The organism is Rhodanobacter sp. UC4451_H18, assembly GCF_052978225.1.
This window is the reverse complement of the sequence record NZ_CM129663.1, coordinates 2702982-2724779: the sequence shown is the minus strand read 5'-3', so window position 1 is coordinate 2724779 and position 21798 is coordinate 2702982. Positions and strand designations below refer to the sequence as shown.

Genomic DNA, 21798 nt, shown 5'->3' with positions numbered 1-21798 from the left:
TGTTCCGGGTATTTTCGGTCTCCGCAGGAGCGCGCCCTGTGCGCGATGCTCTCCGTCACGCCACCCGAAGGCATCGCGCACAAGGTGCGCTTCTGCAGGGTTTCGCGCTGCTGCTGCTCGCGTTGCTGCTGGCCGGCTGCCAGCGCGGCATGCAGCCAGTGGCGTTCCATGCCGAAGGCCGCCCGGCCAGGCTCAGCGACTGGCACGTGGTCGAGGTGCATGACGGCAAGCTGCAGCTCAACGACGGCGTGGTGCCGTACGACCTCAACACGCCGCTGTTCACCGACTACGCGCACAAGCTGCGCACGATCTGGATGCCCAAGGGCGTGAGCGGCAAATACCAGCCGGTGGACACGCTCGACTTTCCGGTCGGTACCGTGATCAGCAAGACCTTCTATTACCCCAGACCCGATAAAGGCCGCACCGCCGACGGCAAGTTCAGCGACGTGGCGCGCACCGCGGACTACTCGCGCGACTTCGCCGGCCAGGGCCTGGCGATGGCCAACGTGCGACTGATCGAGACGCGCATCCTGGTGCATCGCCAGAACGGCTGGGAAGCGATCCCGTACGTGTGGAACGACGCGCAGACCGAGGCCACGCTGGCGCGCACCGGCGCGGTGCTGCCGCTGACCTTGGTCGCCGCCAGCGCGCAGGACGGCATCCCGGCACGCGAGGATTTCAACTACGTGGTGCCCGACGAAAGCCAGTGCGCCAGCTGCCACGCGCAGGACTGGATCGATCGCAAGGTGCATCCGATCGGCCCCAAGGCGCGGCACATCAACAAGAACTACCCGTATGCCGACGGCGAGCACAACCAGCTCGAGCATCTGGTCAAGGTCGGCTATCTCGCCGGCGTGCCGGCGCTGGCCACGGTGCCGCGCGACGTCGATGCCAGCTATCCGAAGGCGCCGCTGGATGCGCGCGCCCGCGCCTGGCTGGACATCAACTGCGGGCACTGCCACAACCCGAACGGCGCGGCCAACACCACCGGCCTGTCGCTGATCCACGGCACCCCGGAGAACCACGAGCTGGGCATCTGCAAGCCGCCCACCGCGGCCGGCCAGGGTACCGGCAACCATTTCTTCGACATCGTGCCGGGCCAGCCGGACGCTTCGATCATCCCGTACCGGCTGACCTCGACCGAGCCCGGCACGATGATGCCGGAGATCGGCCGCAGCACGGCCGACCACGAAGCCATCGCGCTGATCAAGGCGTGGATCGCGGCCATGCCCGGTACCTGCACCGTGCTGCACTGAACCGACCAAACGACCGCCGCGACGCACCGGTCGCGACCATTCCATGCAACGGGGAGCACGGCATGAACCTTCGTCAACGTCCACTTTCGACCGCGCTGCGCGGCTTGCTGTTCGGCGGCACGGCACTGCTGCTGTGCGCCCCGCTGGCGGCGCAGACGAACACGAACGCCGACGGCACCACACCTGCCTCCGCCACCACCACCGCGGCGAACGCGGATCGGCCCACCGAACTGGGCACCATCACCGTCACCGCGCAGAGCCGCAGCCAGCAGATGCAATCGGTGCCGATCGCACTGCAGATCGTTACCGCCCGGCAGATCGACACGCTGGCGGCCACCGACCTCAGCAAGATGAGCCTGTTCGTGCCCGGCCTGGTGGTCAGCGCCAACCAGCCGACCCAGCCCAACTACCAATTGCGCGGCATCAGCACCGATGACTTCGGCGTGGGCACTGAATCGGCGGTGGGTGTGTATATCGACGGCGTCTATGCCGCGCGTTCCGGCGGCGCCTTGCTGGCGTTCAACGACATCCGGCGCATCGAGGTGCTGAAAGGTCCGCAGGGCACGCTGTTCGGCCGCAATGCCGCCGCCGGCGCGATCTCGATCGTCACCAACGAACCCAGCGACAAGCTGGAAGGCAAGGCGCGCGTGCGCCTGGGCAACTACGGCAAGCGTTACGGCGACTTCCTGCTGAACCTGCCGCTGAACGCGGACATGGCCCTGCGCTTCAGCCTGTTCGACAACCAGAGCCACGGCTGGGCCCGCGATGCGGCCACCGGCAAGCGCTACGGCCAGGACAACGACCGCGGCGCGCGCGGCGTCTACCGCTGGAACATCACGCCGAACACCCGCGTGCTGTGGTCGTGGGATCACGAGGAACTCAAGCAGCCGCCGCAGCCCGCCTTCGGCCTGATCCCGGCGTCGGCATGGTCGGTACGGCCAGACCCGAACGCTGGCGTGCTGAGTCCACCGTATCCGGCCACCCCCGCGCAGTACCTGAATCCGCTGCATGCACCGCTCTACAACGACGCGGTTGGCGCGGCCGAAACCCGCCGCTTTGACGGCTCCACCCTGATCGTCGATCACAGCTTCGGCTGGGGCAGCCTGACCTCGACCACCGCGTGGCGCAATTTCGACACCTTGAACCTGGGCGATTACGACGGTACCAACCAGCGCACTACCTACCTCGACACCGCCAACATCGAGCACAACAACAGCTGGTACCAGGAGTTCAAGTTCGCCGGCAGCACCGACCTGATCGACTGGGTGGCCGGCACCAGCTGGTACAGCGAACAGGCGCGCCAGACCAGTCGCACCGACGTGTTCACCGACAGCATCGATACGCTGGCGCTGAACGTGGGCGGTGCCAGCTACGCCGACACCTTCGCCGGTTTCGATTCGCTGCTGAAATTGTTCGGCCTGCCTTACACCGTGCTGGGCGCGCCGTGGCGCGAGCAGATCGAAAACCATGGCCGCTTCAAGGCATACGCCTTGTACGGCGACGTGATCTGGCACCTGGGCGACAAGCTCAACCTCACCACCGGCCTGCGTTACACCCGCGACCAGAAACGCTTCTCGTGGTTCAACCCGCAGCGCAGCGCGCCGGAACTGGACCAGACCATCGACGCGCTCGACGCGATGGGCTTGCTCGCGCTGGCCGGAGTCAACCCCGACACGTTCCGTCAGAACCTGATCTTCAACCCCGCCAGCGGCGCGCCGGTGGGCGTGCTGGTGCAAGGGCGCAACACCTGGAACGACCTCAGCCCGCGCGTGGTGCTGGACTACACGTTCAACCCGGACGTGATGGTCTACGGCTCGGTCACCAAGGGCTACAAGGCCGGCGGATACAACAGCGTGCAGGTCGGCTCGCACTTCGCGCCGGAGAAGGTCATCAACTACGAGGCCGGCATCAAGAGCGTGTTCCCCGGCCCCAACCTGCTGCTCAACGCCAGCACCTATTACTACCGCTACGACAACCGCCAGTCGCTCACCCTCGACCCGAACAGCACCGGCTCCGGCGTGCCGCGCTACCTGGTGGCGAGCACCGACCAGCAGGCCCACGGCGTCGAAGTGGAGCTGCAATGGCAGCCGAATACGGCGTTCCGGCTGGGCATCAACGGCGCCTACATCGACGCCACCTACCGCAACGCCACCGCGCCTTCCGGCGCCAGCCTGGACGGCCAGCCCACCGGCGAGCCGAAATATTCGTTCGCCGCCCATCTCGCCTACACCTGGCACGACGTAGCCGGCGGCGCGCTGCAATTCGACCTCAGCCACGCCTATCGCGGCCCGTCCCGCTGCAACAACGACTCGCAGCTGCAGGGCACCTGCCAGATCAGCCCCAATTTCCAGGTCGGCTCGGCGCGCCAGATTACCGATGCGCGACTGGACTGGAGCGCGGCCGACGACCAGTGGGGCGTGGCGCTCTATGGCACCAACGTGTTCGACAAGCGCTACGTCGACGGCGTCAACAACATCACCACCAGCGTGTTCGGCACGCCGTTCGCCAGCGTCACGCCACCGCGGATGTGGGGCGTCGAGTTGCGTGCGCGCTTCTGATCCGGCCGGCGGCGTTCGCCGTCTGCGTGCATGCTGCAGGACCTGTCCCGAGTAACGCCATGACCACCGACCACGTTTCCACGCTCACCGACAGCCTGCGGCTGCTGCGCGCCGCGCAACGGGCGCAACCGATGCCCGACTGGACCGTGCGCGCCGCCCGGCTGCACGCACTGCAAACGCTGCTGCGGGAGAACCGCGAGCGCATGGTCGAGGCCATCCATGCCGATTTCGGTTGTCGGCCGCGGGAGGAAACCGAGTTGCTGGAGTTCTTCCCCAGCCTGTCGGCGATCCGCCACGCGCTGGCTCACGGCCGGCGCTGGATGAAACCGCGGCGGCGGCTGGCCGACTGGCTGTTCCTGCCGGCGCGCACCGAGTTGCAGCCGCAGCCGCGCGGCGTGGTCGGCATCATCGTGCCGTGGAACTACCCGCTGTACCTGGCCGTCGGCCCACTGGTCGACGCGCTGGTCGCCGGCAACCGCGCCATGGTGAAGATGAGCGAATTCACCCCGCGCTTTTCGGCGCTGCTGGCGGAACTGGTCGGGCGGTATTTCAAGCCTGACGAAGTGGTGGTGGTCACCGGCGACGCCGAGGTGGCGCAGGCTTTTTCTGCGCTGCCGTTCGACCATCTGCTGTTCACCGGCTCCACCGCCGTCGGCCACCACGTGATGCGCGCGGCGGCGGCCAATCTCACCCCGGTGACGCTGGAGCTGGGCGGCAAGTCGCCGGCCATCATCGGCCCCGGCGCGCGACTGGAGCACGCCGTGGAACGCATCATGGTCGGCAAGCTGCTCAACGCCGGGCAGACCTGCATCGCGCCGGACTACGTGCTGTTGCCGCGCGCGCGCATGGCGGAGTTCATCGAGCTGGCCGGCAAGGCGGTGGCGCGGATGTATCCGCAACTGCAGCAGAACGCGCAGTACGCCAGCATCGTCTCCGATCGCCAGTACCAGCGCCTCACGGCGCTGCGCGACGACGCACAGGCTGCAGGCGCGCACGTGCACGTACTGGGCGAAGCCACGGAGGATCCGGCGCGCCGGTTGCTGCCACCGCAATTGCTGACTGAAGTCGACGACGACATGGCGGTGATGCGCGAAGAGATCTTCGGACCACTGCTGCCACTGCTGGCTTGCGACACGCTGGACGAAGCGATCGCCCACGTCGCCGCCCGCCCGCACCCGCTGGCGCTTTACCTGTTCGAGCACGACCGGGAGCGCATCGACCAGGTGCTGGCGCGCACCCACGCCGGCGGCGTCAGCGTCAACGACACGCTGTACCACATCGCCCAGCACGGCCTGCCGTTCGGCGGCGTCGGCGCCTCGGGCATGGGCGGTTACCACGGCGAGGCGGGCTTTCGCACGTTTTCGCACTTCAAGCCGGTGTTCCTCCAGGCGCGCTGGAACGGCGCCGGCCTGCTCAACCCGCCGTATGGCGCGCGCTTCCGGCGCCTGCTCGACCTGCTGCTGCGTCGCGGCTGATTTTCTTTCACGCACAAAAAAACTCCCCGCCGAAGCGGGGAGTTTTCTTGTGCAGTTACCGCAGGCAGGGCGTCAGAACTTGTACATCGCCGAGAAGCTCAGCAGGTTGCCGTAGTCGTCGAAGTTGCCGGTCAGCGTGTCGCCGGTGCTGTTGGTCAGCGAGACGTGCGCGTTGTTGACGAAGATATGCGCATACGAGGCATTGATCTCAAAGTGCTCGCTGGCCTTGTAGCCGATGCCGACGGTGGCCATCTTGCGGGTGGAGTCGGGCACGCGCGGGCTGCGGGTGCGCTCGTAGGTCGGACTGCTGTCGACCGCGACGCCAGCGCGCAAGGTCAGCTTGTCGTTGACGTAATAGTCGCCGCCGATCGAGGCGTACACGGTGTTGCGCCAGTTGTACGGCTCCGATGTCTGCGGCTGCGAATTGCCGTAGTTCACCGTCAGGTTCTTGAACACGTCCCACTTGGTGTACGCCACGTCGGCGCCGAAGCCGAACTTCTCGGCCTGGTGCCAGTAGCTCACGCTGGCCACGGCGGGCGTGGTGAAGTCGGCGGTGCCGGTGGTGTGGGAGAACGGCGGGATCGAATCGGCCAGCGCCGGGTTGGCGAGCAGCAGGTCGTAGCCCGGCGTGGTGGTGAAGTTGCCGGTGCCCTGCAGGCGATGGCTGATCTTGGAACGGTAGTTCAACGCCAGCTTGTCGTTCGGGGTCAGCTTCCAGAAGCCGCCCAGCTGCCAGCCGTAGCCCCAGTCGTCACCCTTGATGCGCGCATAGCCGTCCACGCCCGGAGGGGTCACCGCCGCCACGCCGGCCGCGGCTGCCTGGCCCTGCTGCACGGCCGCCTGGATCATCGCGGCACCCTGCGCCGCGGGGATCTGGCCGGCCGCGATGGCCGCCTGGATCTGGGCCACGCCCGCGGCGGTCTGCGCCCCGATGGCCTGCTGGATGCCGAGGCCGACGGCATTGAAGTTGACCGCACTGGTCAGCTCCGCACTGGTTTTCTGCGCGATGAAGCTGGCGCCCAGGCTGAAGTTGTCGGTGACGTCGAACGACGCCGACAGCGTGGCGTCAAGCGACTGGAATTTGGACTTGAGGCCGTGGTAACGGCCGACCCAGTCCTTGTCGTACTCGGTCTGGAAGCCGAACGGCACCGAGAAGCCGCCGCCCACGTGCACGCGGTCGCTGACCTGGGTGGCGAAGAACAACGCCGGCACCGGCAAGGTGGTGCCGGCATCGCCGCCATTGCCGCCGCTGATCGGGCGACCCAGCACGTCATGCGCGCTGCCGTCGAACTTGGCGCTGAAGTTGATGGCGGTGACGTCGGCCTGCAGGTAGGTGCCCTTCAGCTCGGACATCGCGGCCGGGTTGTTGACCACCACCGAGACATCACCGCCGGCGGTAGCGGAACCCGCAAAAGCGCGGCCCAGGCCCTTGGCGCTGTTCTCCTTGAGCTGGAATGCACTGGCATCCGCGTTCACCGGCGCAACCAGGGCGCCCACGATCGCAATGCTCAGCGCGGCGAGCGCCAGTGGACGGGCAGCGCCCGTGAGGGTACGGAAAGACGTGTGCATCGCTGGCTCCTGCATGATATTGGGTCAACTCGGTTAAGTCGGGCAGACGGACAGGAAAATTCATACGTACGTTTGAACTTCCTGCGCTGGACTTTGCCCTCTCGGACAAGGCGTTGCAAGTGCGCTCGCAACAAATTACTAACAAGTGAACTCCGCCCGGCAAACAAACCCGCCCGCCGATCCGCCGGCCGGCGCTGCTACTCTCGCCTCCCCGGCGCTTGCTCCCGCCCCCACGGTGCTGCCATGCAATGCTTCGTCTACGCCAGCCTGTCCAAGGCTGACACTTACCTGTGGCTGGCCGAACGCGACGCGTTCGACGTACTACCCGAGCCGCTGACGCTGATGTTGGGTGAACTGCGCTTCGTGATGGAGGTGCAGCTGACGCTCCAACGCAAACTGCCGGTGGAGGACACTGGCCAAGTGCTGGAGCACCTGCGCACGCAAGGCTGGCATCTGCAATTGCCGCCGCAGGAAACGCTGGCCGCCGCCAACCACCCCGCCTACACGCACTCGCCGCGGGATGATCGGGACGAGTGAATCGCGCATCATGGCGTTCGCGTTAACGCCTGGTTACCGCCTGCACGGTCCACGATTTCTATACTGCCGCCATGACCCAGACCAAATCCCGCCGTCGCCCTCCCTTCCTGCATGCGCTGGCCTGGTTCATTCCCGGCTTGCTGGCCGTGGCACTGGCCAGCTTGACCACCCATCCGCTGACCCTGATCCCGCTGCTGCTGGCCAACGCGCTGACCATGGCGGCCATTTGCCACGCGATCGGTTTCGATCCGGAACCGAGCTTCGCGCGCACCGTGCTGCGCCGCGGCGCCGCGCACCTGGTGATGTTTACCGGCTACACCGTGCTGGTATTCGTGCTGGTGGCCTGGCCGATGCTGCAACTGAGCCACAGCCCCAGCCTCAGCGCCGCCCTGCTGCTGGCCGCCGCGCTGGTGCTGGCGCTGGTCTCGCTGTGGCGACTGTGGCCGGCGTTCGGGCTGGTGTTCGTGTGGGACGACGCCTACCCGCCGCAACGCGACGGTTCATGGATCTTCACCGCCACCCTGCGCAGCATGGCGTTCGGTCGGCACCTGTCGCGCGAGGAGCGCTTCTTCACCCACTTCGTGCCGGCCGCGCTGTGCCTGCTCGCGCTGGCCTTCAGTGCGATCGCGCTGACCGGGCTGGTCGGCATGCTGCCGGAGGAAATGCGCCTGGCGGCGCTGGCGATCTATGCGCTGGTGATCTTGCCGCTGGCCTGCCTGGTGATCGCCAACCGCACCCTGCGCGCGTTGCTGTGCGAACGCCACCCGCCGCGCCGACGCGCCGACGCGAATCCGCTGACCGCTGAATTGCCGCGGCCGGTGCTGAGCGAACCGGAGCGCATCGCCGGCACACCCGAACAGGCGGCCGCCTTGCTCGCCGCCGCCCGCGCCGGCGACATCGAACGCGCGCTGGCGCTGCTGGAAGTGGGTGCTGCCTGCGACACTGTGCCGCCGCCCGGTGATCGCGACCAGCGCCCGGTGCTGATGCTGGCGGCGCTGCTGCCCGACACGCGGCTGCTGCGCGCGCTGATCGCCAGCGGCGCCGACGTCAATCGCGCCAGCGGCGGGCTCACCCCGCTGCTGGCGGCCACCCGCGACAGCTGGCACGGCCGCGCCGAAGCGGTGCTGATGCTGCTGGCCAACGGCGCCAGCCCGCTGGCCACCGATGCCGACGGCAACACCCCGCTCCACGGCGCCGTGCTCAGCGCCGACGCCGGCGTGGCGGCGATGCTGCTCGACGCAGCCGCGCCGATCGACGCGCTCAACCAGGCCGGCCTGAGCCCGCTGGCCACCGCCTGCCGTGCCGCCAACTGGCCGCTGGCGAAATTCCTGCTCGACCGCGGCGCCAAGCCGGCCCCGGCCGGCGGCGAACCGGCGCTGGTCGCCGCCGCCACCATCGCCGACGACGACCCCACCGGCGTTGCCCTGTTGCTCAAGCACCGCGCCGCCGTCAACGCTCTCGACGCGCGCCAGCGGCACGCCTTGCTCGGCGCCGCCGTCGAAGGCCACGAGCGCATCGCCCGCGCACTGTGCGATGCCGGCGCCGACGTCAGGCTGGCCGACGAGCACGGCGTTACCGCGCTGATGGAAGCCGCGCGCGCCGGCGCCAGCGGCATCGTGCAGCGGCTGGCCGAGGCCAAGGCCAACGTGCTGGCCCGCGACCAGCACGGTCGCGACGCGCTGATCCTGGCCTGCCAGTCGCCGCATGCCGACGTCGCCACCGTCCGCGCCCTGCTCGAACTGGGTGCCGATGCCAAGGCCGCCGGCGGCGACGGCCGCAGCGCACTCGACCACGCCAGCGCCGCCGGGCGCTGGGATCTGGTCGCGCTGCTGGACCCGGACACCGCGCTGCCCGCCAACCTCAGCCACGATCTGCTGGACGAAGGCGCCGACACGCCGCAACACCTGCTCGACGCGCTGCGCTTCGGCCACTGGGCCACCGTCTCCGCCTTCGGCGAGCGGGTGCGCTCCTGGCCGCAAGCCGAGCTGGCCCGGCTCTATCTGGAACTGGCCACGCCCGGGCTGGGCGCGGCGCGGCGCTGGCTGCTGGACCACGGCCTCGCCGCCGAGGCCCGGCTGGAGGCACCGCGCATCGACGAGCCCGACACCGGCGAAGCGCCTACCCAGGCACCGCTGGGACGGCGCCTGTTCGACGCCCTGCTCGAACGCTTGCCCGATGCCACCGAAGCGGTCGATGATCTGATGCAGGCCGGCGCCAGCCCCGCCGGTTGCGGCCTGCTGGCCGCGGCCCTGGTGCAGCTCGAGGGCGCAGCCCAGGCCGCCGCGCTGCCGCTCGGCCTGCTCGAGCGCGGCGCCGACCCGTTCGGCACGGACGCGAACCAGCGCACGCCGCTGCACCTGGCCACCCGCCACGCGCACGGCGACCTGCTGCAGGCACTGCTGGCGCGCGGCTGCGATCCCAACGCCCGCGACGGGGAGCAGCGCACGCCGCTGTTCGCCGCGCTGGAACATGGCGCCGCCGCGCTACCGCTGGTGCGCAGCCTGATCGCCCACGGCGCCGACCCGGAAGCGGCCGACACCCACGGCGAGACGCCGCTGGGGCTCGCGCTGGAGCATCCCGCGCTGGAGCGCTGGCTGGACTGGCGCGACTGGCCGCTGCCGCAGCGACCGCTGCGCGGCACCGACCTGCCTGCCGCCGCCGCGGTCGGTGCGCTGGCCGCGGTGCAGCGCCTGCTGGAACTGGGCTTCGCCGTCGACACCCGCGACGAGCAGGGCGCCACCGCGCTGCTGCGCGCCTGCGGTGCCGGTCATCGTGACGTGGCCGCCTGCCTGCTCGACGCCGGTGCCGATCCCAGCCTTCCCGCGCACAGCGGCGTCACCGCCCTGGTCGCCGCAGTCAGCGCACGACGCGAAGCGCTGGTGGCCCTGCTGCTGCAGCGCGAGGTGGCCGTCGACCAGCGCCTGCCAAACGACGCCACCGCCCTGATGGTGGCCGCCGCGCTGGGCTACCCGGACATCGCCGAACAACTGCTGGCCGCCGGCGCCGACGTCAAGGCGGTGGACAGCTCCGGCCGCAACGCATTGCACGCCGCCGCCCAGTTCGGCTTTGAACACAACGACAGCCTGCGCACCCGCCGCCTGTTCGACGGCCTGCTCAAGCACGGCGCCGAGATCAATCACGCCGATCGCGAAGGCAAGACGCCGCTGTTGCTGCTGCTGGGCGCGCAACTGCCGCCGGGCAGCGACGGCGACGCCACCCACCTGGGCGCGCTGGTACCGCCGCTGCTCGATGCCGGCGCGCACGTCGCGCATGCCGACCAGCGCGGCGTCACCGCGCTGCATGCCTGCGCCATGCACGCGCTGCTCGCCCCGGCCCGCGTGCTGCTCTCGCGTGGCGCCGACCGCCAGGCCACCGACGCCTTCGGCCGCACTGCCGCGGAAGTGGCTCGCCAACTCGGCTTCGTCGACATTGCCCACGAACTGAGCGCGCGCAGCAACCAGGCAATCCCCAGCGTGCGGCAGACGCTGCGGCAACCGGCGGAGTAGCCGCCGGCCGCGTCTATTCGGGACTGTCCGGCGTCACCGGCCCCTTCTCGCGCTGGCGCTCGGCAGTGCGCTCCGCGTCGGCCTCGAACAGCCGCTGCAGGTCGACCAGTGCGTCGCGGGTGCTCTGCATCAGCTTGGTCTCGTCGTCGTAGACCAGCGCCTGCTTCTGCAGCAGGTCCTCGTCGTAGCGGCGGAAGCGCTCGACACGATCGACCGCCAGCTCGTGCGACAGGCCCAGTGCCTCCAGCGTCTTGCGGGTCATCTTGAGGCTGGAATGGAAGGTCTCGCGCACCGGATCGTCCACGCCCAGGTCGAGCAGGCGAAACACGTGCTGGCGGTTGCGCGCGCGGGCGACGATCTTCAGGTGCGGATACTGCCGCTTGACCAGGCGCGCGGTGCGCAGGTTCGCCTCCGGGTCGTCGGTGGCCAGCACGAAGACTTCCGCGGTGGCCGCGTGCGCCGCGCGCAGCAGTTCCGGCCGCGCCGGGTCGCCGAAGAACAGATTGATGCTGCCGAAACGGCGCGAGAAATCCACCTGGTCGGCGGAGTGCTCCAGCGCCACGAACGGAATGCCCTGCGCGCGCAGCACGCGGGCGATGATCTGGCCGACGCGGCCGAAGCCGGCGATGATCACCCGCGGCGGCGCCGTATCGATGGTGTCGAACTCGCGCGACGGCTGGCGCGGGCGCAGGTCCAGCGCCTTCGCCGCCAACACCACCAGCAGCGGTGTCAGCGCCATGCTCAGGGCGATCACCAGCATCAGCAGGTCGCGTTGCGCGACGCTGAGCAGGCGTTGCTCGGTGGCCAGCCGCAACACCACGAAGGCGAACTCGCCGCCGGCGGCCAGCAGCACCAGCAGGCGCAGCGTGTCCGAGCGATTGAGCCCGCACAGCCAGCGTCCCAGCGGCCACAGCAAGACACTCTTCAGCGCCAGCAGCAGCGCCAGCAGGGTCAGCACCAGGCCGGGGCTATGCCACAGCAGCGACAGATCCATCGACATGCCGACGCTGATGAAGAACAGCCCCAGCAGCAATCCCTTGAACGGCTCGATGTTCGATTCCATCTCGTGCCGGTATTCGGAATCGGCCAGCAGCACGCCAGCCAGAAATGCGCCCAGGGTGGCCGACAGGCCCGCCAGTTCCATCAGCCATGCCACGCCCATCACCACCAGCAAGGCGGTGGCGGTGGACACCTCGACCGAGTCGGCCTTGGCCACGAAACGGAACACCGCGCGCAACAGGTAGCGGCCGCCGACCACCACCCCGACGATCACCCCGATCGTGCGCAGCACGCCGAGCAGGTCCACATGCGAAGCCGAGGACGCCGCCAGCAGCGGCAAGGCGGCGATCAGCGGAATCGCCACCAGGTCCTGGAACAACAGCACGGCGAACACGTGCCGCCCGTAGGCCGAACCCGCCTCCTTGCGCTCGGCCAGGATCTGCAGGCCGAACGCGGTGGACGACAGCGCCAGGCTGCCGCCAACGACAAAAGCCGCCTTGCCGTTGAGGCCGAACAGCCAGTACGCGACCAGGCCGATCGCCAGGCCACTGGCCAGCACCTGCGCGATGCCGGTGCCGAACACCGAGCGCCGCATCACCCACAGCCGCTGCGGCGACAGCTCCAATCCGATCACGAACAGCATCAGCACCACGCCGAACTCGGCGATGTTCGCCACGCCCGAGGTGTCGTGGATCAGCCCCAGCAGCTGCGGCCCGATCGCCACGCCGGCCAGCAGATAGCCGAGCACCGCGCCGAGGCGAAAGCGCTTGGTCAGCGGCACCGCGATCACCGTGGCGAGCAGGAACACCAGGGCCGTCTGCAGCAGATGATGGCTGTCCAAGCGTCGGCAACTCCGGTCGGGGATGTCCCGATTATTCCACGCCGCCATCTTCGCGCCGCATCGGCAACGGCGAATTGCATTCCGGAAAAGCGACAGGCCCGCCGAAGCGGGCCTGTCGGATGGCGTCGAGGCGCGTCGACTACTTCTTCGGCGCGTCCTTCAGGCCGCGGTTTTCCAGCATCGGCTCGATGCTCGGGTCCTGGCCGCGCCAGTCCCTGTACATCTTGGCCAGGTCCTCGGTGTTGCCGCGCGAGAGCACCATCTTGCGGAAGCGGTCGCCGTTGGCGCGGGTAAGGCCGCCGTTGTCCTTGAACCCGATGAAGGCGTCGTCGGCCAGCATCTGCGTCCACAGGTAGGCGTAGTAGCCGGCGGCGTAGCCGTTGCCCCAGATGTGCTGGAAATAGCTGGAGCGGTAGCGCGGCGGCACGTAGCTCAGGTCCACGCCGTCCTTCTTCAGCGCGGCGGCCTCGAACTTGTCTGCGTCCTGCACCGGTGCGTCGGCGCCCAGCATGTGCCAGTTCATGTCGAGCATCGCCGCGGCGACCAGCTCGGTCATGTTGTAACCCATGTTGAACTTGCCGGCCTTCTTCATCTTGTCGACCAGCGCCTGCGGCATCGGCGCGCCGGTCTTGTAGTTCTTGGCGTAGTTGGCGAACACCTTGGGGTTGGTCGCCCAGTGCTCGTTGAACTGCGACGGGAACTCGACGAAGTCGCGCGCGGTGTTGGTGCCGGACAGAGTGGGGTATTGCTCGTCGGCGAGCATGCCGTGCAACGCGTGGCCGAACTCGTGGAACATGGTGATCACGTCATCGAACGACAGCAGCGCCGGCTGGCCCGCGGCCGGCTTGGTGAAGTTGGCGACGTTGTAGATCACCGGCTTGGTGTTCATCAGCTTCGACTGGCCGACGAAGTTGTCCATCCAGGCGCCGCCGCCCTTGTTGTCGCGCTTGAAGTAGTCGCAGTAGAACAGCGCCATCGACTTGCCGTCGGCGTCGAACACCTCGAACACGCGCACGTCCGGCTGGTACACCGGAATGTCCTTGCGCTCCTTGAAAGTCAGCCCGTAGAGCTGGTTGGCGGCGTAGAACACGCCGTTCTTGAGCACGTTGTCCAGCTCGAAGTAAGGCTTGATCTGGTTTTCGTCGAGGTCGTACTTCGCCTTGCGCACCTGCTCGGCGTAGTGGTTCCAGTCCCACGGCTGCAGCTTGAAGCCGGGCTGCCCGGCGGCCTTCTGGTCCTGGTCGATCTGCGCCTGGATGTCGGCGGCCTCGCGCGTGGCACGCGCCACCGCAGCCGGCGCCAGCTTCTGCATGAAGCCCATCGCGGTGGCCGGTGTCTTGGCCATCTGGTCCTCCAGCTTCCACGCGGCGTAGTTCGGATAGCCGAGCAATGCGGCCTCCTGCGCGCGCAATTGCGCCAGCCGCTCGATCGTCTTGCGGGTATCGTTGGCGTCGTTCTGCTCGGCGCGGTTCCACGACGCCTCGAACAGCTGCTGGCGGGTGGCACGGTCGGTCAGATCCTGCAGCTCGGGCTGCTGGGTGGTGTTCTGCAGCGGCAACACGTACTTGCCGTCCTGCTTGCGATCGGCCGCGGCGCGACTGGCGGCGGCGATTTCCGCATCGCTCAGGCCGGCCAGCTTGCTCTTGTCGCCGATCACCGGCGCGGCGTCCTTGGTGGCCGCCAGCAGCTTGTTGGTGAACGCGGTGCTGAGGCTGGACTCCTCCTTGTTCATCGCCTTCAGCTTGGTCTTGTCGGCGTCGGACAGCTTGGCGCCGGCATGCACGAAGTTGTCGTAGACCACCTGGACCAAGCGCGCGGATTCCGGATCGAGCTTCAGCGTATCGCGCTGGTCGTGGACTGCCGCGATGCGCTTGAACAACTTGTCGTTGAGATAGATCGCGTCCTGGTGGGCGGCCAGCCTGGGCGCCTCTTCCTCCTGCACTTTCTGCAGGGTCGGGTTGGTATTCGCCGCGGTGACGCCGTTGAAGACCGCCATCACGCGATCGAGCATCACGCCGGTTTTCTCCAGCGCCACGTAGGTGTTCTCGAACGTGGCCGGCTCGGGGTTGTCGGCGATCTTCTGCACCTCGGCCAGTTGCCGCTTCATGCCCTCCTCGATCGCCGGCTGGTAGTCGGCGTCGGTGATCTTGTCGAACGGCGGCGCCTGGAACGGCAGCGTGCTGGCCTGGAAGAACGGGTTGCTGGTCATGGCATCGGCCGGGGCGGTGGCGGAAGCGCTCGCTGTTGACGTGGGCGCAGGCGCGGGCGTGGCATCGGCGCCACCCGGCGATTGCGAGCAGGCGGCGAGGGCGATCGTGGTGGCAATCACGAGCAGGCGGAGTCGAAGCATCAGGTTCCCCAACGTTGGGTGTCCGCGGCGGGACGGGATGGAAATGCAGTCCCCGACTTTACCCATACGGCCGCCGCTTTCCAAACGTTCGCAGGAAACTGCGGACCGCGGATCAGCGAAGCGCCATCACGCCACGCGCAGGTCGCGCAGCTGCCAGCCGCCGCCGATCAGCAGGAACAGCCGATGGCGCAGCACGCTCATCGGCAGGTCGGTGGTCAGCTCCACGTCGGTGCGCAGGTCGGCGACTTTCGCCGTCACCTCGGCGGCCGGATCGGTGTTGCCGAGGCTGGCGTCCACCGCATCCGGATCGGGCTGCGCCGCGCGCCAGCGCTGGAACAGCTCATCGCTGCGCAAGGCGTGCTGCAGCGCGCCGGCGAAATCATTCGGGCCGGCACCGGCGTAGCTGAAACGCGGGTCCTCGCCGCGGGCGTGGCCGAGGTCGGCGATCGAGAGGTAGTAGCGGTTGCGGGGCATTGGCCATTCCGGAAACGGGTCTGCGGCCATTCAAGCACGCACGCCGGTACGCCGGACGTGAAGGTCAGCCGAGCGCCGCCACGGCGGCGTGCAAGCGTCCGGCCGCCTGCGCCGGCGGCATGCCGTGCGGCAGCACGCCCAGGCACGGCGCCGGCAGCAGCTCGCCCAGCGTGGCCAGGTTCTCGGCTTGCGCTTCCATCGCCGGGTCGATGTGGTTGCCGATCCAGCCGATCAGGCGGCAGCCGTCGGCGACGATCGCGCGCGCGCTGAGCTGGGCGTGGTTGAGGCAGCCCAGGCGCAGGCCGACCACCAGGATCACCGGCAACTGCCATTGCCTGGCGATGTCCGAGGCGAACAGCTTGGGCGCCAGCGGCACCAGCCAGCCGCCGACGCCTTCGACCACCACGCGCTGGTGTTCGCTGCGCAGTTGTTCGAAGGCGGCGCGCATCGGCGCCAGCGTGACCTGCCGGTGCTCGCGCGCGGCCGCCAGATGCGGCGACAGCGGATCGCGCAACGCCACCGGGTTGATCCGCTCGTAGGCCAGCGCGGGATCGCTGCCTGCCGCCTGCAGGGCCAGCGCGTCGTCGTTGCGCAGGCCATCGGGCGTCGCCGCGCAACCGCTGGCCACCGGTTTCATGCCGCAACTGCGGTGACCGGCATCGCGCAGGGCGTGCAGCAAGGTGCAGGAAGCATGGGTCTTGCCGATGCCGGTGTCGGTGCCGGCGATGAATACCGCGGCGTGGCGGGAGTCTGTCATCGGGATGTCCGTGGCGAGGGCGCGCATAATACGCCTTTGCCGCCGGATGACTTCGCATGTTCGAGCTCGAGACCCCCACCTTCGCCAGCAAGCAGGAGCACTATGAGCACCTGGTGCAGCAGGCGCGCGGCCTGCTGCAGGGCGAGCCGGACCTGATCGCCAACGCGGCCAATTTCAGCGCGCTGGTCTACCACGGCCTGCCGCAATTGAACTGGGCCGGGTTCTACCTGTTCGACGGCACCGAGCTGGTGGTCGGCCCGTTCCAGGGCAAGCCGGCATGCATCCGCATCGCGCTCGGCCGTGGCGTCTGCGGCACCGCCGCGAGCGAGCGCCAGACCCAGCTGGTGCGCGACGTCAGCACGCACCCCAACCACATCTACTGCGACTCGGCCTCGCAATCGGAGATCGTGGTGCCGCTGGTTCGCCGCGTTGGTTCGCTGCTCGGCGTATGGGACGTCGACAGCCCGGTGACCGATCGCTTCGACGAGGACGACCGCGCCGGCATGGAAGCGCTGTGCGCGGTGTTCATGGATGTCGTCACGCCCTGATCGGTTCGCGATGACGCGGCGCGCGTGACCGCCCGCCGGGCGTGGTCGCGCGCCGCTTGCCCGCCCGTCGTCATGGCGCTCAAGCGCAATCCCCCCGTGCCGCTAACGATGAGGGGCCCGGCGATTTGCCGAATCCCGGCGTTGCCGCTCGGTGCGCCTCGCGAACACTCCACCCGTAGCCATGAACAAGAGACTGCCCACGCCAAGCGCCGGGTTCACGCTGGTCGAGATGATGATTGCAGTCATCATCATGGGGCTGCTCGTCGCCATGGCGATGCCGATCTATGCGCGGTACGGCAACCGCGTCAAGGCAAATGACGTCGCTGCCTTCATGACCACCACCTCGCTGGCGCTGGAGACCTACCACGCCCAGTCGGGGACCTATCCCGCCACTCTGGCCGAGATCGGCATCAGCGAACCGGCGCTCGATCCATGGGGCAACCCGTACCGGTATCTGCCGATCGACACCGACCCGCCACCCAAAACGGGCCAGGTCCGCCGCGACCGGAACATGAATCCGATCAACACCGACTTCGACCTGTACAGCACCGGACCGGATGGCCGTACGCAGACCCAGTTGACCGGACGCTTCGCGCGCGACGACATCGTGCGCGCGGGCAACGGCAGTTACATCGGCACGGCGCAGGATTTCTAGGCGCGACGATGCGCATTTACCTGCCCGGCAAGGTCAGTCGACGCCTCACCCTGCAGTTTCTCCTGGCCGCACTGATCCCCATGAGCGGCATGGCCTGGTACGTCTACCACGAGGTCAGCGCGCTGCTGCTGGACTCGGCGTACCAGCAACTTCGGGCCGACAGCAAATCGTTCGGCATGAGCCTGATCGAGCTGCTCAACGCCCGCGCGAGCGACCTTCGAAAGCTTCCCGCCGAGCACATCGGCGACGCATCGGCGGCAGCGAAACTCGGTTTCAGCGCGACCTCGCTGCAGCCCTCGCGCGACTTGACGGCGCCACAGCAGGCCCGCCTGGCGCGCGGCAAGAGCATCCTGCGACTGGCCGCCGGCCACCCGGTGCAATTGCTGGTTCCGTCCGCGTCCCGCAGCCAAGTCCTGGTGGGCGAGATCGCGACCGCTCCGCTGTGGCGCAACGACTCCGCACCCGAGCGCTACTGCATCCTCGATGCCGACTACGTAGCCATGTTCTGCACGCCCGGCCTCGCCCCGCTGGACCGGCACATGCTGGAGTCTGCGCTCGGCAACGGCACCGGCGGCACCGTGCCATGGCATGCCTCGGGCGAGGACCTGCTGGTGGGGCTGTGGCGGCTCAAGTTTCTGCCCGCGCTCGACAGCCCGGGCTTCGTCGTCATGCAGGCCACCTCGCGAGCCGACGCGCTGCGCCGGCTGGAGGATTTCCGCCATCTGTTTCCGATCATCGTGCTGCTGGCGCTGGCCGTCGCCGCGGCGCTCGCCATGCGCCAGATCCGCTACCAGATGAAGCCGCTCGACCAGCTGACCGGACTCACCCGCCGCCTCGCGGCCGGCGACCTGACGGCGCGCCTGCAACTGGCCGGCAACGACGAGTTCGCCGAACTGGGGCGCACGTTCAACGACATGGCGATGAACCTGGAATCGCGGTTCCACATGCTCGCCCTGCTGAGCGACCTCGACCGCGCCATCATCAGCGCCTCGCGCATGGAGCATGTCGCCAGCGAGGTGCTCGGCCACATCCGCAAGGCCATCCCCAGCGACGGCGCCGGCCTGCTGGTGCGAGACGGCGAGGCGGGTTACTACCTGCTGACGCATGACCCCGCGCACGCGGGCGTTTGCCTGCGCACGGCAACCGTCAGGTTCGGGCTCGACGCGCTGAGCCACGCGCAACCGGCATGCATCCTGTCACCAGCGCATCTGCCGGAGGAGTTCCTGCGACGGCTCGGCTCTGCGCTGCCCGCGCACCTGCTTGCGTTCCCGGTCCGCCATGACGACCGCCTGCATCAGGTGCTGCTGCTGGCATACCTGGGCTTGCCCGAGCAGATCGACACCGCCGTCCGGGGTGGCCGGGCACTTGCCGACCGCATCGGCATCGCGCTGTCCAGCCTGGCGCAGGAGGAAAGACTCCATCACCAGGCCCATTACGATGCACTGACCGACCTGCCGAACCGGGTGCTGCTGCGCGAGCGCTGCGAACAGGCCATCGAGCGGGCGCAACGCGAGCAGACCGCCGCCGCGCTGATCCTGATCGACCTGGACAACTTCAAGCAGGTCAACGACACGCTCGGCCACGCCAGTGGTGACCAGCTCCTGCTCCAGTGTGCGACGAGCCTCCAGCAGCAGTTGCATCCGGACGACGTGCTGGCCCGCCTGGGCGGCGACGAGTTCGTCGTGCTGGTGCAGGATCTGGTGCGCGGCGAGGAACACGCGACGCTCGACCGCCGGCTGCGTGACTTGCGCGCCGCCCTGGCCGAACCGATCACCGTGAGCGAACACCAGATCAACACGCCCGCCAGCATGGGGATCGCGTTGTACCCGGCGAACGCCAGCCAGTTCGATGAACTGCTGCAGATGGCGGACGCCGCCATGTACAAGTCCAAGCGCGGACAGCCGGGCGGCTTCCAGTTTTACTCGAGCGAGTTCACCCGCACCTCGAAAATCCATTTCGACCTGACCCAGGAACTGCGCAAGGCGGTCGAGAGAAGCGAACTGGTGCTGCACTACCAACCGAAGATCGACGCCCGCACGCGCCGGATCGTCGGCGCCGAAGCGCTGGTCCGCTGGCTGTCGCCCACGCGCGGCCTGGTCCTGCCGGCCACCTTCGTGCACCTGCTCGATGAAATGGGCTTGGGCGCATGGCTGGGCGAGTGGGTGCTCGATCGGGCCTGCGCGCAGATGCGGCAATGGCAGGACGACAACCTGGCGGCGATCCCGGTCTCGATCAACATGTCGCCGGTGCAATTCGAACGGACGTCCGTCGTGGAGCGGGTGCAGGCCGCCCTGGGGCGCTACCGGCTCGACGTCGACCGGCTGGAGATCGAGATACTGGAGGCGACCGCCGTCAACGACTCGCACAAGGTGCGGGAATCCCTCGTGGCATTGCGCGCCGCGGGCATCGGCGTCGCGCTCGACGATTTCGGCACCGGCTACTCCTCACTGGTCTACCTGACCCGCATCCCGGCCAACGTGCTCAAACTCGACCAGGCCTTCATCCGCGGGCTTTCCGGCGATCCGCGCCAGCAGGAAATCGTCAGGCACATCATCGCGCTGGCCAAGACGCTGGCTTACAGCGTGGTGGCGGAAGGCGTCGAGGAAGAAACCCAGCTCGCGCTGCTCGTCGCCATGGGCTGCGACTACATCCAGGGCTACCTGATCGGTCGCCCGCTGCCACCGGACGAATTCGCCGAGCGCTGGCTGCGCTGACGGTGGCCCCTGCGGGAGCGCCGGCGCGCCGCAGGTCAGGTCGCCGCGCGCGGCTGTCGCAGCAGGTTCGCCACCGCCTCGCGCGCTTCGTCCACGCCAGTGCCGGCGGAGGAGGAAAACACCTGCGCGCTGGCGTGCAGCCCCTCGGCGGCAAATTGTTTGCGCAGGGCGGCCAGCGCCTGCGTGCCGGCACCCCGCGAGAGCTTGTCGGCCTTGGTCAGCAGCACGTGGCAGGGCAGGCCGGTGTCGGCGCAGAACTGCAGCATCAGGCGGTCGAACTCCTTCAGCGGATGGCGGATGTCGACGATCAGCACCAGGCCGCGCAGGCTGCGGCGACGGTGCAGGTAGGCGTCGATCTCCTGCTTCCAGTGTTCGCGCATGTCCAGCGGCACCTTGGCGTAGCCGTAGCCGGGCAGGTCGACCAGGCGCCGGTCGGCGCCGGCTTCCACCGGCGCCGCGGCGGCCTCGCGCGGCGACGGCAGGCTGAAGGCGACCATCTGCTGGGTGCGCCCGGGCGTCTTGGACGTGCGCGCCAGACCCTTGTGATTGGTCAGCGCATTGAGCGCGCTGGACTTGCCGGCGTTGGAGCGGCCGGCGAACGCCACCTCGGCGCCCTCGTCGGCGGGCAACTGGCTGAGGCGGTGCGCGGCGAGCATGAACTGCGCGCCCTGGAGGGGATTCGGCATGGGAGCGGTTTGACCAAGGTAGGATGGCACGGGATAATTCTGCGGTTTCTGCCCACCGCTTCGTTCCGGTGCGCCGTCGGCAGTGTTCGCAAGTCTCTCGGGAGTCAAGTGTATGAGTTTTCGCTCCGCTGGTTTTCGGCCCGCCGCGTTCGGGTCCGCCCTGGCTCTCGCGCTGGCGCTCTCCACTACGGCCGTGATGGCCCAGGAGGCGCCGGCTCCCGCCGCCGCCGCGAGCGCCGCGGCGCCGGCAGCAGCGCCGGCCAGCGTGGCCGAAGCGGCGGTCAAGCCGGGCGATGCCGCCGCCGGCCAGGCCAAGGCCGCGGTCTGCGGCGCCTGCCACGGCATGGACGGCAACTCCGCCGATGCGCAGTACCCCAAACTGGCCGGGCAGAGCGAGCAGTACATCGTGCGCCAGCTGACCGATTTCAAATCCGGCCAGCGCCAGAACCCGATCATGCTGGGCATGGCCACGCCGCTGTCGGTGCAGGACATGCACGACCTCGGCGCCTATTTCGCCAGCCAGAGCTCGCGCCCCGGCGTGGCCGACCAGGCGCTGGTCGAGCAGGGTGAAACGTTGTTCCGCCAGGGTGACAGCACGCGCGGCATCCCGGCCTGCATGGCCTGCCACAGCATCGACGGCCGCGGCAACCCCGGCGCGATGTATCCGCAGCTGGCCGGCCAGCATGCGCAGTACGTGGAGGCCACGCTGAAGGCATGGCACGACGGCGCCAGCTGGGGCACCGATACCCGCTCGCAGATCATGCCCGCGATCGCCGCCAAGCTGGACGCCAGGGACATCGCCGCGCTGGCCAGCTACATCGAAGGCCTGCACCCCGCCGAGAGCAAGCCTGCGGCGGCCGCCACGCCCTGACC

At 68.6% G+C, this 21798-nt stretch carries 15 protein-coding genes; 9 read left to right on the top strand and 6 right to left on the bottom strand.

The features are described from left to right. Window positions 1-38: 38 nt before the first annotated feature. The 3 genes from ACVCMG_RS12305 to ACVCMG_RS12295 all read left to right on the top strand — a co-directional run bounded on the left by ACVCMG_RS12305 (window position 39) and on the right by ACVCMG_RS12295 (window position 5289). Complete coding sequence (locus ACVCMG_RS12305) at window positions 39-1256, top strand: SO2930 family diheme c-type cytochrome (RefSeq protein ID WP_447114249.1); 1218 nt, start codon at window positions 39-41, stop codon at window positions 1254-1256. A gap of 62 nt (window positions 1257-1318) precedes the next feature. Further along, on the top strand, window positions 1319-3814 hold the full coding sequence (locus tag ACVCMG_RS12300) for a TonB-dependent receptor (protein ID WP_447114248.1): 2496 nt from the start codon (window positions 1319-1321) through the stop codon (window positions 3812-3814). A 59-nt stretch (window positions 3815-3873) separates the two neighbouring features. Then, window positions 3874-5289 carry a coniferyl aldehyde dehydrogenase gene (locus tag ACVCMG_RS12295; protein WP_447114247.1) on the top strand — a complete coding sequence of 472 codons (1416 nt, stop codon included), beginning with the start codon at window positions 3874-3876 and terminating at the stop codon, window positions 5287-5289. 72 nt (window positions 5290-5361) lie between these two features. Here the strand turns inward: ACVCMG_RS12295 and ACVCMG_RS12290 are convergent, their stop codons facing one another. Next, window positions 5362-6858, bottom strand: coding sequence for an OmpP1/FadL family transporter (locus ACVCMG_RS12290; protein ID WP_447114246.1), 1497 nt, complete (start codon window positions 6856-6858; stop codon window positions 5362-5364). A 243-nt stretch (window positions 6859-7101) separates the two neighbouring features. Here ACVCMG_RS12290 and ACVCMG_RS12285 point away from each other — a divergent pair, with 243 nt between their 5' ends. Then, on the top strand, window positions 7102-7395 hold the full coding sequence (locus tag ACVCMG_RS12285) for a YcgL domain-containing protein (RefSeq protein WP_447097911.1): 294 nt from the start codon (window positions 7102-7104) through the stop codon (window positions 7393-7395). A gap of 71 nt (window positions 7396-7466) precedes the next feature. Then, window positions 7467-10901 (top strand): ankyrin repeat domain-containing protein, encoded by a 3435-nt coding sequence (locus ACVCMG_RS12280; RefSeq protein WP_447114245.1) that lies wholly within the window; start codon window positions 7467-7469, stop codon window positions 10899-10901. Window positions 10902-10914: 13 nt separating this feature from the next. Here the strand turns inward: ACVCMG_RS12280 and ACVCMG_RS12275 are convergent, their stop codons facing one another. The 4 genes from ACVCMG_RS12275 to bioD form a co-directional block, all read right to left on the bottom strand. Further along, window positions 10915-12741, bottom strand: a complete 1827-nt coding sequence (locus ACVCMG_RS12275) for a monovalent cation:proton antiporter-2 (CPA2) family protein (protein WP_395120398.1) — start codon at window positions 12739-12741, stop codon at window positions 10915-10917. Window positions 12742-12880: 139 nt separating this feature from the next. Further along, window positions 12881-15091 carry a peptidyl-dipeptidase Dcp gene (gene dcp, locus ACVCMG_RS12270; RefSeq protein ID WP_447114244.1) on the bottom strand — a complete coding sequence of 737 codons (2211 nt, stop codon included), beginning with the start codon at window positions 15089-15091 and terminating at the stop codon, window positions 12881-12883. A 126-nt stretch (window positions 15092-15217) separates the two neighbouring features. Continuing rightward, on the bottom strand, window positions 15218-15565 hold the full coding sequence (locus ACVCMG_RS12265; RefSeq protein WP_395120400.1) for a hypothetical protein: 348 nt from the start codon (window positions 15563-15565) through the stop codon (window positions 15218-15220). 64 nt (window positions 15566-15629) lie between these two features. Further along, the gene (gene bioD / locus ACVCMG_RS12260; RefSeq protein WP_395120401.1) at window positions 15630-16322 is read right to left on the bottom strand and encodes a dethiobiotin synthase; all 693 of its coding nucleotides are present in this window, start codon (window positions 16320-16322) and stop codon (window positions 15630-15632) included. Between the two features lie 56 nt (window positions 16323-16378). Between bioD and ACVCMG_RS12255 the strand changes: the two genes are divergently transcribed. The 3 genes from ACVCMG_RS12255 to ACVCMG_RS12245 all read left to right on the top strand — a co-directional run bounded on the left by ACVCMG_RS12255 (window position 16379) and on the right by ACVCMG_RS12245 (window position 20239). Beyond that, window positions 16379-16870 carry a GAF domain-containing protein gene (locus ACVCMG_RS12255; protein ID WP_447114243.1) on the top strand — a complete coding sequence of 164 codons (492 nt, stop codon included), beginning with the start codon at window positions 16379-16381 and terminating at the stop codon, window positions 16868-16870. Window positions 16871-17021: 151 nt separating this feature from the next. After that, on the top strand, window positions 17022-17525 hold the full coding sequence (locus tag ACVCMG_RS12250; protein ID WP_447114242.1) for a prepilin-type N-terminal cleavage/methylation domain-containing protein: 504 nt from the start codon (window positions 17022-17024) through the stop codon (window positions 17523-17525). 8 nt (window positions 17526-17533) lie between these two features. Then, window positions 17534-20239: a putative bifunctional diguanylate cyclase/phosphodiesterase gene (locus ACVCMG_RS12245; RefSeq protein ID WP_447114241.1), complete on the top strand. Its 2706-nt coding sequence runs from the start codon at window positions 17534-17536 to the stop codon at window positions 20237-20239. A 35-nt stretch (window positions 20240-20274) separates the two neighbouring features. On the opposite strand, the gene yihA is transcribed toward ACVCMG_RS12245, so the two are convergent. Beyond that, entirely contained in the window at window positions 20275-20925 is a 651-nt protein-coding gene (gene yihA / locus ACVCMG_RS12240) for a ribosome biogenesis GTP-binding protein YihA/YsxC (protein ID WP_447101480.1), read from the bottom strand. Window positions 20926-21037: 112 nt separating this feature from the next. Here yihA and ACVCMG_RS12235 point away from each other — a divergent pair, with 112 nt between their 5' ends. Next, complete coding sequence (locus ACVCMG_RS12235; RefSeq protein ID WP_395120406.1) at window positions 21038-21796, top strand: c-type cytochrome; 759 nt, start codon at window positions 21038-21040, stop codon at window positions 21794-21796. Window positions 21797-21798 lie beyond the last annotated feature (2 nt).